Here is a 12,104-nt window from a genome sequence, read left to right on the forward strand (position 1 = left end):
CTTAAGCCTTTCGATGATCTTTGTCAAACCCGGTTTATTTACTAGGTAAGTAACTGCTATAAGATTTAATTAGGAACTGCAACTCATAATTGATGATTTTTTAAATATGACTTAGGTAATAAATAGTTGGGCTTTTTATCTATGTCAGTAAGGTGTGCATTGTGCATCCTGCGGACGTGATTTATGGTGCGCCTCGGCGCACCATACAGTTTTATTAAAGCGATCGCCACTTCTTGGCTAAAACATCGACATAACGTTCGCTGCTGTGCTGGTTCACAACCATTTCGTAGCCGCGCTGCGCTTGAGATTCAGCTTCTTGAGGATTTTTTAGCAAATGGACGATCGCATCCCGCAAACCTGTTGCATCTCCCACATTTACAACTTTGGCAAGATCCGGGGCAGCTAAATAATCGACCCTACCTTGAGTCCCAGTCATGACGACCGGGCGGCCATTGCTTCCAGTAAAACCTGCACTCCAGCAGCATATTTATTGTCCACCAAACAAACTGCAATTTGGTGCTGGCACAAATTATCTAACCTCAGAAAATTCTATCCTCAACTATTGAAAGTGGTGGTGCGGTCAGTCAGTCGATTTTAGATTTTAGATTTTAGATTTTAGATTTTAGATTGACTCTACACATGATGAATCTGGGGGTTCTCCGTCATGTCTAAATTTTTTTAATTCCACCACTCCTGTCTGGGACTTGTATAGCAACGGCCCTCATGCTTAGGAAACCGGGTTTATGGACAACCGGGCGCAAATCCTGTACGAATCAAAAACAGTGACTCGCGCCGATCGATTCAAAGGACTTAAGCTTTTATGCTGAAGTTAGCTAAAGAATTTATGTTTAACCTCATGTATATTTCTCCAGAGCAAGACCAAAAAATTCGCTACACCCTACGCGAGTGCGGTCAAGAAGCTTACAAGCTCGCAGCCGAACCTTTTGAAGTTTCCGAGAAAGGGCCCAACGACTACGTGACGAGTATCGATCAATACCTAGACCGACAACTATCGGCAGCATTTAGCGCTTTGTTTCCTGAAGACGGCAGGATCACCGAGGAAAACAGCGCCTCCAGAGCAGCTTACGGGGCCAATTACCAACGCCTCTGGTGCATCGATCCCCTCGACGGGACAGAAGAATTTATTCGGGGAAAACTGCACTACGCTTCGATGGTGGGGCTGCTGCTTGAAGGGGAACCGGTGGCCGGCTGGCTCAACGCCCCGGCTTTTGACCAAATGTATTTTGGTGGCAAAGATTGGGGATTGTTCCAAAGTGTGGGAACCCAAGCGCCGCAGCCGATCGCCCTGTGCCCACCCCCGGCTCCGACAGCGCAAAATTGTAAAATTGTTCTCGGAGACAAAGACCAGAAAAACTACGCCCGGGCGATCGCCCAAAGCATCCCCGGAGCCGAATTTTACTCGCTGGGCAGCTTTGGCTTAAAAGTGATGGAAGTTATCTTCGGTCGAGCTGGTTTGTACCTGTATCTCAACGGCAGAGTTAAAGTTTGGGATACCGCCGGCCCTCTGGCTTTAGCAAAAGCAGCCGGATTGGTTTGTTGCGACTTGCAAGGTCAACCGCTGAGGTGGACTAAAGATGCGATCGAGCCGGAAACTCTGGCCCACACACAGTCAATCGCGATCGGCTGGCCGGAATACATAGAACCTCTGTTGGGTAAAGTCCAACAGGCAGTGGCCGGCTTGTAAACCCGTTTAAGATTAAAGAATCTGCCGATTTTACGTGAACCGGGTCTCTGCACCCTTATCATCAATTAAAGGAGCAAGAGATTGTTTGTGTTCCCAAACATCGATCGTTCCCTAGCTGTTGGGTGTCGCCTAATCATATTTCCCACCTCCGCGAGTTTGCATGAAGACAGAAGCTTTCAGTGAGCTGTTCCCTCTATTTAAGGGTGCTAACCCAGAAACCTTGGGAGGGTTGCTATCAAATGCCGTCAAGCATGAGTATCCCCCGGGCCGAGCTGTAGTGATGGAGGATTCTTGGGGCAACGCGATTTACTTTGTCGTGTCTGGCTGGGTAAAAGTCCGCCGCTTGTCAAACGATCGAGCTGTATCAATGGCTATTTTAGGACGGGGTGCCTTCTTCGGCGAAATGGCAATTCTGGACGAATCTCCCCGATCGAATGACGTACTTGCTCTATCGCCAGTGCGACTTCTCAGCGTCACAGCTCAGCGATTTATCCAAACCCTGTTTAAAGACCCGCAATTGCACCACCGGATGCTGCAACTGATGGTACGGCGGCTGCGCCAAACCAATCTCCGCTATCAACTCCGCAACCGCCAGCCAGCGGTTAAACTAGCAAATACTTTAGTCGAGCTGGCAGAAAACTACGGTCAGAAAACTGCTGAGGGCAAAGATATCTTCAATATTCCTTATGAAGACTTAGCTGATGTCACAGATATCACCCTAGATGAAACCAGCAAAATTATGGAAAAACTTGATAGTAAAGGTTGGATCAATATCGATCCAGACCGCCAAACTATCCATTTGATCAACCTCAAGCACTTGATTAATTTGGCAAGTCAATGACTGATGTTACTTGTTTGGATACTTCGTCCGCCGCCGGCAACAGTCAGGGGCAACTAACAGCACCGACAATTCAATATTCGGTGGCGATGCCCAATCCTGAATCCCACCTCTTTGAAGTAACTTTGCGCGTGCAAGGTTGGTCGGAGCAGGTTCTGGATTTAAAAATGCCTGTTTGGACTCCCGGTTCTTACTTGGTTCGAGAGTACGCCCGCCACCTGCAAGATTTTAGCTCACAGGTGGGCGATTCCCTACGGGATAGCTACGCTGTGCGTGCTTTACCTTGGCGCAAGCTCAGCAAAAATCACTGGCAAATCGAGACAAATTCCGTGTCAGATGTCACGGTTTTCTACCGCATTTTTGCCAACGAACTGACAGTGCGAACCAATCATTTAGACTCGACTCACGGTTATTTCAATCCGGCGGCTTTGTGCTTTTTCTTGCCCGGTTTTGAGAGCAACTGCTACACCGTAACCGTTGTGCCGCCGCAGCCCGAATGGCGCACCGTTACTACTTTGCCACCTGTTCCTGGCCAAAATCTTACTTTCGCTGCTGCGGATTTTGACACTCTGGTAGACAGTCCTTTTGAGATTGGCTATCACGAAGTGTACGAGTTTGAAGTGATGGGAAAAGCCCACCAGCTAGTTGTTTGGGGAAAAGGCAATTTAGAACCAGAGCGCACGATTCGAGACATCGAAAAAGTGATCGAAGTCGAGGCAAAAATGTTCGGCGGTTTCCCTTACGAACGCTATGTATTTTTCCTGCATTTGTCTGGCTCTGGTTTTGGCGGTTTGGAACACAAGGAGAGTTGCACTCTCAACTATCCGCGTTTTGGGTTTCGGGCTAAGGAAAAGTATGAACGCTTTATTCAGTTGGTAGCTCACGAGTTTTTTCACCTGTGGAATGTCAAGCGCATTCGACCGAAAGCTCTGGAAGTATTTGACTACGAAAAAGAGAATTATACTCCTTCTTTATGGTTTTCTGAAGGGACTACCAGCTATTACGATTTGGTGATTCCTTTTCGAGCTGGTCTCTACAGCGTGAAAGGTTTTTTCCAAGGTATGGCTAAGGAAATTACTCGCTTGCAGACGACTCCGGGGCGCAACGTGCAGCCTCTGAGCGAGTCGAGCTGGGATGCTTGGATTAAACTTTATCGCCGGGATGCTAACAGCGATAATTCGCAGATTTCCTATTATTTGAAAGGGGAAGTTGTTTCGTTTTTGCTCGATTTGTTGATTCGAGCTAGACACGGCAATGAGCGATCACTCGACGATGTGATGCGTTTGATGTGGCAGCAGTTTGGCAATGCTAATTCGACTGAAAATGGCGATTTTGACCTGAAGTCGGAAACAGACGGCAAGTCGGCGCATTTGACATCAAACGGACACTTAAATTCTCCTTCGCTGCCCGCAGAAATAGGCTTTACTCCCGAAGAGTTGCAAAGTGCGATCGAGTCCGTCGCCGGCATTGATTTGAGCGACTTTTTTGCGCGCTATATAGACGGTACAGAAGAGTTGCCTTACAACAAATATCTCGAACCTTTCGGGCTGCAAATTTGGGTAGATGAAACTGACCGAACGCCTCGCATCGGTTGGACGTTGGGATCGGAAAACGGGCGGGAAATGGTTAAATTTGTCGAAATAGGCTCTCCGGCACAATTGGCGGGAATTGACGCTGGGGACGAGTTGCTGGCGATCGAAGGTTTTCGGGTAAATTCAGAACAAGCGGGCGAGAGACTAAAAGATTTCAAGCCTGGGGATATCGTCTCGGTGACAGTTTTTCACCAAGACGAACTGCGGACTTGTCGTGTGACTCTCGCGCCGCCGCGGCCTGGCCGCTACTCGATCGTGCCGGTGGAACAGCCCACCGCTATTCAGAAACAAAACTTTACTGGATGGCTGGGAGTTCCTCTGTCGAAATTGTGACATAAATGAAGGGGAACGGGAAAGAAAAGACAAGAAGGAATCAGGCTCAATTCCTAATTCCCAATTCCCAATTCCCAATTTTCAATTCCCAATTACCCATTTTAATTATGCAAACCCCACCTCCTCCATCAATTACGCCCCGCCAGATGAATCTGCTGAGGATTGTTACTTCTATGGCTTGGGCTGACGGCCAACTCGCGACAGAAGAAGTTGATTTAATGCTCGATCGTTTTTGCAGTTTGTTTGCCCCAGATACCGACGGACAACAAATGCAACAAGAACTGCGGGATTATATTATGCAAAATATTCCCCTTGACGAGTTGATCGGTCAACTAGAAACTCAAGATGAAAGGGAATTAGTCCTGCAACTCGGCTATGAAGTGATTTCATCTAGTTCTCGCACTCCTGACGAACCAAAAATTAACGCTGAAGAAGCCGCAGCTTATCAAAAATTAGTGCAGTTGCTGAATCTTTCAGAGGATGTGGTCAAGCGTATTGAAGCTGAATCATCGGCGGGAGATACTTCGGAGGGAATGATAGAGAAGATGGCTCAAAAATTAGAAAAGTTCATCAAAGGCTAGTTCGGGACTTGCGTGCGCTTGGCTTAAAAACCCGGTTGATTCCTAAATTTCTTGTTACTAAACCTGGAATTTTTCGTAGAAACCGGGAATAAGCCCTCCATGCCTAAGTCTTGTTAGGTAAGTATCGGAATAATAATTTTATGATTGCAACTATTTACAACTAAATCAGAAGAGAAATAAACCGGATTGTGACTCCCAATTTCCTAAGATATAGTAAGAAATAAACACGGAAAAGTCGAGAATATTTTTTATCGCCGAGAACGGTAAGAGAATTTGCGATCGCCCTTCCCGCGCGCTGCCTTCCCCTTAACGATAATTAGGGACTTAGGTAAAGCCTAAATCCCTAATTGAGCTACCGATTTTTGGCGATGACTGAAAGTGAAGCCAACCAGTCATTAATGCGGTAACTTGCTGAGGGCGTGCCAAGTTCTGTAGCCTACAATTCCATCTTGCGGTAAAGCCTTGCTCAGTTGCAATTGCCGCACTGCTACATCTGTCATCGCCCCGAAGAATCCGTCAATGGAGCCGAAATAGTATCCATTGATTTTCAAGACATTCTGAACAATTTTAACAGCATTACCAGAACTGCCCTTCATGACGATCGGCATATTCACAGGTGCACCAGAGTATAGTGCTTCCCAAGTGATAGGGCCGACAATCCCATCTTCTTTTAAAAAGACGCGGTGTTGATAGCCTTTGACGGCGTTTTGAACTTGGACGCCGAAAATACCGTCAATCGGCCCGAAATAATAAGCCCAATGATATAGAAGCTGTTGTAGTTCCTTGACAGCTTGACCTGTTGAACCCATTTGTAAAGTGGGTTTGTTTACTCCAGTGGTTTCAGCAAATGTAAGACTTGATTGAGCAGTAGTATCGGCGACAAGAGCCATAGTTTCATTGTTCAAGCTTCTTTCTTCGGTATACATAATGTGGTTCCTCTCAACATTTAAGTTTTCGTCTTTGATATTTCAGGTATAACTGGTGGGATTTGTGGATGCACAGTCACTTTTTGGAGTGTCACTCATGTGAGTGTCACTCGTTTGAGTTACCCGTTGGTTTGTCATAACGAATACAAGTTGTAATATTTTTATGAGGACTTCCGTTGTCAATACAAACCAAGGGGTAAGGTGCGCGGTGGACACCTACCCAATACAAAGATGCGAGGTACGCACCCTACCAACTAATGTTGATTGTTTACTCAGTAAATTCTCGCAATGTTGGAATTAAATACTGTGTCAAAGTAAAGGCATCTACTCCTAATTCCGTCCGTTCTTTGGCAGCCATGATTCCCGCTTGAGCGTGCCACCAAGCTGCTGTTACAGCAACTAATTTGGGGGGGGACTTGCGGGCGATCGCTGTTGCTAATAGTCCCCCTAACAAGCCGGTGAGAACATCGCCGCTGCCGCCTCTGGCGAGGGCTGGGGTGCTTTCGGGATTGAGATAGGTGATGATACGTGAAGCGTAGCTATCCCGTAGGGAATCGCCCTCATCCTTCCAACTTATGCAAACTCTCGCTCCTTTGAGCAATATCGTTGCGCCACAAAGCTGAGCTGCTGCTTGAGTTGCCGCAATTCGATCATCGCCGGTTTCGTCGGCTAATTCGGGAAATAAACGCTTGAATTCACCCGGGTGAGGCGTGATAATTGTAAGTGCTGAACGTTCCGACAAAATCGGGACTGTGCCGAGTTGAGCGAGGATATTTAAACCGTCAGCATCTAAAACCAGAGGTCGATCGCTCTCCAGTAGAGATTCTACAGCTATTGCCGCTTCCAATGTCAGACCTGGCCCTGCGGCGATCGCATCATAGAGGCCCAAATCAATTGCTACTGGCAACTCGCTAATTGCACCGCTTTGGGTTTCGGGACATCCTATAACTAATGCCTCTGGCAACTGGCTGCTCAACATCGGTTTAATCGACTCAGGAACAGCGATTGACAGCATTCCGATGCCGCTTGCTCTTGCTCCCAATGCTGCCAAAATTGCTGCTCCGCTGTAGCGGCGGGAACCTGCAATAATTAGTAAGTGACCGTTGGTGTATTTGTGCGAAATTGGCGATCGGGGTAACGGCAAATGCTGAGTTGCCGATGCTTTTGTAATGCGTTGTATTGCTGGCGTTTCGCCCAATATTGCTGCAATATCTGCTGCAGGAATATCAAAATCAATTAATTCGGAACTCCCGATATATTCTAACGCTCTATCTTGCAGAAATGCCATTTTCCACAAACCCAAACATAATGTATGTTTTGCCCGAATTGCCGTCCCCAAAACTTCTCCGGTATCTGTATGAATTCCCGATGGAATGTCTATACTTAAAATGGGTATGTTTAAATTATTTATTTCGTCAATAGCTGACGCAGTGGCGTTATTAATTTCTCGTTCTAATCCGAATCCAAATAAACCATCTACAAGCCAATCGCAGTTTTTCAGCGGTTCAATTTTGTCAACAAATGGAATATTTAAAGAACGCGCATAATCAGCGTGATTTTTTGTTAGTTCTTTTAGTTTAGAAAACGGACAGTAAATAACTACTTGGAACCCTTGAAAGTGCAATTCGCGGGCAACAACCAAAGCATCGCCGCCGTTGTGTCCGGGGCCAACCAATACGCCGATAATTGGCAATTGAGAATTAACAAGATTTTTCCCTTCTTCCCTTTTCCTTCTATCCGTTAAATCCCGTACACTGCCCGTTGCCGAACTTCCTTCCACCTTCAAAAGCTGCTGAATGCGTCTAGCAATCAGTCCCGCGACTTTTTCCATTAAAGCTGCGACTGGCATTCCAGCAGCAAAAATTCTCGTTTCTATTTGCCGCATTTGGTCGGCGGTGACAACAAATTTTTGAATAGTCATATTAGTGCTAAAATTTCAGCTAACAGCAGCAGTGGCAAGTTGTAGTATCTTTGTGGTATAATAAATTAGCTCGATCGAACAAAGTAACAGTAAAATAGCAATTTCTCTCCAACCATGAACAAGATTGTTGTAGGCCTCTCCGGCGGGGTCGATAGTTCCGCAGCAGCCGCAATTTTACACCATCAGGGATATGAAGTGGTGGGTTTAACGCTGTGGTTGATGAAGGGCAAAGGTCAGTGCTGCTCTGAGGGAATGGTCGATGCAGCTAAAATTTGCGAAGATTTGGGCGTTCCCCACCACATTGTTGACAGCCGCGAGGTCTTTCAGGCAAGTATTGTCGATTATTTGGTGGAGGGTTACAGTGCAGGAGTTACGCCTTTGCCTTGTTCGCAGTGCAATAAAACTGTGAAGTTCGGGCCAATGCTTAAGTATGCTCGCGAAGAACTGGGAATTGAAAAAATCGCTACAGGGCACTACGCTCGGATTACTTACGATGCTGCTACGGGTCGTTATCAGTTGCTGCGGGCGATCGACCCTGCGAAAGATCAGTCTTATTTCTTGTACGATCTAACACAGGATTTGTTGGCGGGTACGGAATTTCCTTTGGGGGAAATTACCAAGACAGAAACTCGCAGAATTGCGGCAGAATTTGGCTTGACAACTGCTGATAAGCCGGAAAGTCAGGATTTATGCTTGGTGGAAAGTAACGGTTCGATGCGGGCTTTTCTGGATAAGTACATTGCGCCGCAAAAGGGTGACATTGTGGACAAGTCAGGGCGGGTGCTCGGACAGCATGACGGTGTGCACCACTACACCATCGGGCAGCGGAAGGGACTCGGAATTGCTGCCGCGGAACCGCTGTATGTGATTGAACTCGATGCTGCTGGCAATCGGGTAATTGTGGGCGATCGACAGTTGGCAGTAGAATCTGAATGTACAGTCCAGAAAGTGAATTGGGTTTCTGTGGCTGCGCCGATGGCTCCGATTCGGGCTCAGGTACAGATTCGATATCGATCGCAACCCGTCCCGGCTACAATTATTCCTGTAGAATCCTCCCAACCAGAGGAAAAAGTCGGCGGTTCAAGAGTTAAGTTGATTTTTGACGAACCGCAGTTGAGCATTACCCCCGGACAAGCGGCTGTTTGGTATGACGGCGATGTGCTATTGGGCGGCGGCATCATCGAAAGAAACCAACTCCCGGGTTGATTTAAGGGGCAGGCTTGCGTGCCCACCCCACAAGAAACTTCCCACAAGAAAATTCACTCTTTGTGGAACAGGCATCTTGCTTGTTCCAAGAAGCCTACCCCACAAGAAACTTCCCACAAGAAAATTTACTCTTTGTGGAACAGGCATCTTGCTTGTTCCAAAAGTAAACTTATTTTTCATTTCACAGGGTTACATTTACCTAGCTAACTTTTTTTCCAAACGCAAGATATTTCCCCTAGCATTAGTACGGTAAACCCAAGTTTGCCTACCATCAGAAACCACAACCCGCCAACCTTCGACAATCATTTGACCGCAAATTTCATCCGCTTTCGAGAGTCCTAAACAAGTATTCGGCCAACTTTGTCCGCTCGATTCAGTTACTTTCAACTTGTCAGCAGCAATGCCAGTGGAGTCCGACAACTCTCGGCGAACTGCTGCTGCTACGGTTGCGGGCAATTTATTCGGGGGATTTTGGCGCGTAGCCTCGGCCAAATTGCCCGGTTCGGAAATTAGAGTATTGAGTGCCAATACCGAATAGCTGATTTTTTGGGGTACCGCGGCTGAGGAAAATTGCTGCGCGGTTTGCTGTTGTTGTCTTTCCAACTGGGCAAGGGAATCTTTGAGAGCGCCCGCGTTAGCCGCAGCGGTGTGTCTTAGCGCCGGATACATTTCCCATACCAGAATTCCTGTCAGCACCAAAGCCAAGATTACAGGATTGGGCTGCTTTTGCTCTCGGTTTTTATTCTTTGGGGATTTATTTTTGGAGATTCTTTTCATCATACGCCCTCTGCCTCACTTTACACAATGCGCGATCGCTCCTGAACACTCAACTGCAGATACTTACTTAGACACTATTGCTGGTGGTATTGGTTCCTTTGTGCAGAACCGACTTGACTGCTGGTTGCTGGTGCGGCGCAAGTATTTCCTACTTGCTGCCGACAGTTGTGTTTCAGGAAACTTGCACTACCCAGTTATTACTTAATTTTTACTTTTTGTCTCCGGGTATTAAGAAAAATTTATGCTTAAGTAAATATTCTTAAAAGCCTCTAATCCTCCCCCCGAATCTCAGTACAAATTACTATTCTGCGTTCCAAAACTGCTAAACGTGTTTTAGACTGTGGAAGGCGAACTGAGCCAAGGATATCACAGGGATGCCGCAAAATTTGTTGCAACAGGACGAAAACGCCTTAGAAATTAAATCAGCTATCGCTGATTAATTGTATTAGCATTGTGGTTTTCTAGAGCGAGTGTCCCCGAAACTACTTTAGTAGCGATCGCTACTTTTTTAGTATAATCTTCTTTAAATGTATCAATTATGAACAGAAAATCCTTGGCTATCCATTTAATGAATCGGCTGAGCTATCCTCAAAAATTTACCTTAATCGGTTGTCTATTTGCAATACCGTTAACCTTGATCATGTACCTGCTGATTTCCGAAATTAACAGCAGGGTTGATTTTTCCAAAAAAGAAATCTACGGTAATCAATACCTGCGCCCGCTGCGCCAGTTGAGGGAATACATACCGAAACTTCAACTGTTAAATTATCATAGTTTCAATCCTAATTTAAGCAATTCAGAATCCCGAACCGATTAAGAAGCCAAGAAGATAGACAAGAACTTTCAAGCGCTAGCAAATACAGATTGCCAGATATGAAACATATTAATGTCCAGTGAAAACTTTAATAAAAGTTATCAAAATTGGCAAAATTTCAAACTTCGCCACAGCCAGTGTAGTTTAGAAACTTACAATTTTGTAGATTAACGTTTAGCTGCCGAACTTAATAGACTGAGCGCTCGCGTCGGCGATACTGATAATCTAATTTTAGACCCCGATCTAGATGCCTATTATTTGATGGATGCTACTTTGCTGAAGTTTCCAGAAATTCCAAAAATTCTGTCAGAGATTAGGTTTATTTCTCAAATAAACAGCTTGCGTTCCGATGCCACACCTAAAGAAAGAGCGAAACTGATTACTTTAACCCGCAAATTGAGAGAACTTAATCAGGATTTAGCTATCAATATGGAGGTAGGACTTATACCAATTTTACATGAAGTTGCATAGAATAAAGATACTGTTGAGAGGTGATGAGTTATGGCACGTCAACTGATGGTGGCGAGCGCAGAAAGTGCAGAGAGTTTGGAGCAACAACTAAAAAACAGTCGTACCGCCAGTCAGAAAGAACGGTTGCAAATGTTGTGGTGGCTAAAAACTGGACAAATCACTCAGCATCAAATCCTGGCCAAACGTCTGGGACGTGATGGTTCAACGGTAACTCGGTGGTTGCAAAAGTATCGTCAGGGAGGATTGTCCGAATTGTTGGCCCTCAAGAGTGCACCCGGAAAATTGCCCCACTTGAGTCCAGAGGCTCTTGCCGGATTACAAAAAAGACTGGAACAGCCACCAGGCTTCAAAACTTACGGAGAAATCGTGGAGTGGCTCAATGAGACTTATCAACTGAACCTGACATACCCCACAGTCTATCATTGGGTACACTATCGACTTAAAGCTAAATTAAAAGTGCCACGCCCCAAAAGCGGGAAGCAAGAACCCAATGCCGATCAGCGTTTTAAAAAAACATCGCCCCAGCCCTGTTGACCTATCAACGCTTGTTTGGAAAGGGACAACGGCTGCGTTACTTGTGTCAAGACGAGACCCGCTTGGGACTTAAAACAGAAACAGGGAAAGTGATTATGGCGTTTGGAGTGAAACCTTACGCACCGGTACTCTGGAAACGTGACAATTTTTGGCTCTACGGGGTGGTCGAACCTTTGAGCGGCTGGCATTTTTGTCAAGAATACGATCGCCTCAATACTCAAAGATTTCAGGAGTTTATTGATGCCCTCTCACATCAACTGGGAGATGACATCGCACTTATTCAACTTGACCAGGCGGGGGATCATGTGACCAGTGCTCTGCACTGGCCTGATACAGCAAATTCCATGTAAATGTGGTACACTACATTCAGTACATCAGCAGAAAAAATGAAAGCTTATTCGCTCGA

13 protein-coding genes are annotated in these 12,104 nt (G+C 46.0%); 9 read left to right on the top strand and 4 right to left on the bottom strand.

From position 1 onward, the window contains the following. Window positions 1–214: 214 nt before the first annotated feature. Window positions 215–436 (bottom strand): glycosyltransferase, encoded by a 222-nt coding sequence (locus QUA57_RS17740; RefSeq protein ID WP_333062610.1) that lies wholly within the window; start codon window positions 434–436, stop codon window positions 215–217. Between the two features lie 384 nt (window positions 437–820). Here QUA57_RS17740 and QUA57_RS17745 point away from each other — a divergent pair, with 384 nt between their 5' ends. The 4 genes from QUA57_RS17745 (at window position 821) to QUA57_RS17760 (ending at window position 5,049) form a co-directional block, all read left to right on the top strand. Next, window positions 821–1,705 carry an inositol monophosphatase family protein gene (locus tag QUA57_RS17745; protein WP_333062608.1) on the top strand — a complete coding sequence of 295 codons (885 nt, stop codon included), beginning with the start codon at window positions 821–823 and terminating at the stop codon, window positions 1,703–1,705. A 160-nt stretch (window positions 1,706–1,865) separates the two neighbouring features. Next, window positions 1,866–2,546 carry a Crp/Fnr family transcriptional regulator gene (locus QUA57_RS17750; RefSeq protein ID WP_332985141.1) on the top strand — a complete coding sequence of 227 codons (681 nt, stop codon included), beginning with the start codon at window positions 1,866–1,868 and terminating at the stop codon, window positions 2,544–2,546. Further along, entirely contained in the window at window positions 2,543–4,468 is a 1,926-nt protein-coding gene (locus QUA57_RS17755; protein ID WP_333062606.1) for a M61 family metallopeptidase, read from the top strand. The genes QUA57_RS17750 and QUA57_RS17755 overlap by 4 nt, the downstream gene beginning before the upstream one ends. Window positions 4,469–4,575: 107 nt before the next feature. After that, window positions 4,576–5,049, top strand: a complete 474-nt coding sequence (locus tag QUA57_RS17760; RefSeq protein WP_333062604.1) for a TerB family tellurite resistance protein — start codon at window positions 4,576–4,578, stop codon at window positions 5,047–5,049. 395 nt (window positions 5,050–5,444) lie between these two features. Here the strand turns inward: QUA57_RS17760 and QUA57_RS17765 are convergent, their stop codons facing one another. Both QUA57_RS17765 and QUA57_RS17770 read right to left on the bottom strand, forming a co-directional pair. Further along, window positions 5,445–5,975, bottom strand: a complete 531-nt coding sequence (locus QUA57_RS17765; protein ID WP_333037722.1) for a peptidoglycan-binding protein — start codon at window positions 5,973–5,975, stop codon at window positions 5,445–5,447. A gap of 268 nt (window positions 5,976–6,243) precedes the next feature. Further along, window positions 6,244–7,896, bottom strand: coding sequence for an NAD(P)H-hydrate dehydratase (locus QUA57_RS17770; RefSeq protein ID WP_333062603.1), 1,653 nt, complete (start codon window positions 7,894–7,896; stop codon window positions 6,244–6,246). A gap of 114 nt (window positions 7,897–8,010) precedes the next feature. Between QUA57_RS17770 and mnmA the strand changes: the two genes are divergently transcribed. Continuing rightward, entirely contained in the window at window positions 8,011–9,102 is a 1,092-nt protein-coding gene (gene mnmA, locus QUA57_RS17775) for a tRNA 2-thiouridine(34) synthase MnmA (RefSeq protein WP_333062601.1), read from the top strand. Window positions 9,103–9,297: 195 nt separating this feature from the next. Here the strand turns inward: mnmA and QUA57_RS17780 are convergent, their stop codons facing one another. Next, entirely contained in the window at window positions 9,298–9,882 is a 585-nt protein-coding gene (locus QUA57_RS17780) for a hypothetical protein (RefSeq protein WP_333062598.1), read from the bottom strand. 535 nt (window positions 9,883–10,417) lie between these two features. Here QUA57_RS17780 and QUA57_RS17785 point away from each other — a divergent pair. The 4 genes from QUA57_RS17785 (at window position 10,418) to QUA57_RS17800 (ending at window position 12,048) form a co-directional block, all read left to right on the top strand. Beyond that, window positions 10,418–10,696, top strand: a complete 279-nt coding sequence (locus tag QUA57_RS17785) for a hypothetical protein (RefSeq protein WP_333062596.1) — start codon at window positions 10,418–10,420, stop codon at window positions 10,694–10,696. 258 nt (window positions 10,697–10,954) lie between these two features. Then, window positions 10,955–11,164 carry a hypothetical protein gene (locus QUA57_RS17790; RefSeq protein WP_333062595.1) on the top strand — a complete coding sequence of 70 codons (210 nt, stop codon included), beginning with the start codon at window positions 10,955–10,957 and terminating at the stop codon, window positions 11,162–11,164. 30 nt (window positions 11,165–11,194) lie between these two features. Further along, window positions 11,195–11,698 (top strand): helix-turn-helix domain-containing protein, encoded by a 504-nt coding sequence (locus QUA57_RS17795; RefSeq protein ID WP_333251233.1) that lies wholly within the window; start codon window positions 11,195–11,197, stop codon window positions 11,696–11,698. A 41-nt stretch (window positions 11,699–11,739) separates the two neighbouring features. Then, window positions 11,740–12,048: a transposase gene (locus QUA57_RS17800; RefSeq protein ID WP_333251236.1), complete on the top strand. Its 309-nt coding sequence runs from the start codon at window positions 11,740–11,742 to the stop codon at window positions 12,046–12,048. Window positions 12,049–12,104 lie beyond the last annotated feature (56 nt).

This window comes from Microcoleus sp. Pol7_B2, assembly GCF_036701035.1.
GTDB lineage: Bacteria > Cyanobacteriota > Cyanobacteriia > Cyanobacteriales > Microcoleaceae > Microcoleus.

What these genes read in the sequence shown, in the direction of transcription:
- QUA57_RS17740 (WP_333062610.1), bottom strand. Translation starts at nt 436, where the DNA reads ATGACTGGGACTCAAGGTAGGGTCGATTATTTAGCTGCCCCGGATCTT.
- QUA57_RS17745 (WP_333062608.1), top strand. Translation starts at nt 821, where the DNA reads ATGCTGAAGTTAGCTAAAGAATTTATGTTTAACCTCATGTATATTTCT.
- QUA57_RS17750 (WP_332985141.1), top strand. Translation starts at nt 1,866, where the DNA reads ATGAAGACAGAAGCTTTCAGTGAGCTGTTCCCTCTATTTAAGGGTGCT.
- QUA57_RS17755 (WP_333062606.1), top strand. Translation starts at nt 2,543, where the DNA reads ATGACTGATGTTACTTGTTTGGATACTTCGTCCGCCGCCGGCAACAGT.
- QUA57_RS17760 (WP_333062604.1), top strand. Translation starts at nt 4,576, where the DNA reads ATGCAAACCCCACCTCCTCCATCAATTACGCCCCGCCAGATGAATCTG.
- QUA57_RS17765 (WP_333037722.1), bottom strand. Translation starts at nt 5,975, where the DNA reads ATGTATACCGAAGAAAGAAGCTTGAACAATGAAACTATGGCTCTTGTC.
- QUA57_RS17770 (WP_333062603.1), bottom strand. Translation starts at nt 7,896, where the DNA reads ATGACTATTCAAAAATTTGTTGTCACCGCCGACCAAATGCGGCAAATA.
- mnmA (WP_333062601.1), top strand. Translation starts at nt 8,011, where the DNA reads ATGAACAAGATTGTTGTAGGCCTCTCCGGCGGGGTCGATAGTTCCGCA.
- QUA57_RS17780 (WP_333062598.1), bottom strand. Translation starts at nt 9,882, where the DNA reads ATGATGAAAAGAATCTCCAAAAATAAATCCCCAAAGAATAAAAACCGA.
- QUA57_RS17785 (WP_333062596.1), top strand. Translation starts at nt 10,418, where the DNA reads ATGAACAGAAAATCCTTGGCTATCCATTTAATGAATCGGCTGAGCTAT.
- QUA57_RS17790 (WP_333062595.1), top strand. Translation starts at nt 10,955, where the DNA reads ATGGATGCTACTTTGCTGAAGTTTCCAGAAATTCCAAAAATTCTGTCA.
- QUA57_RS17795 (WP_333251233.1), top strand. Translation starts at nt 11,195, where the DNA reads ATGGCACGTCAACTGATGGTGGCGAGCGCAGAAAGTGCAGAGAGTTTG.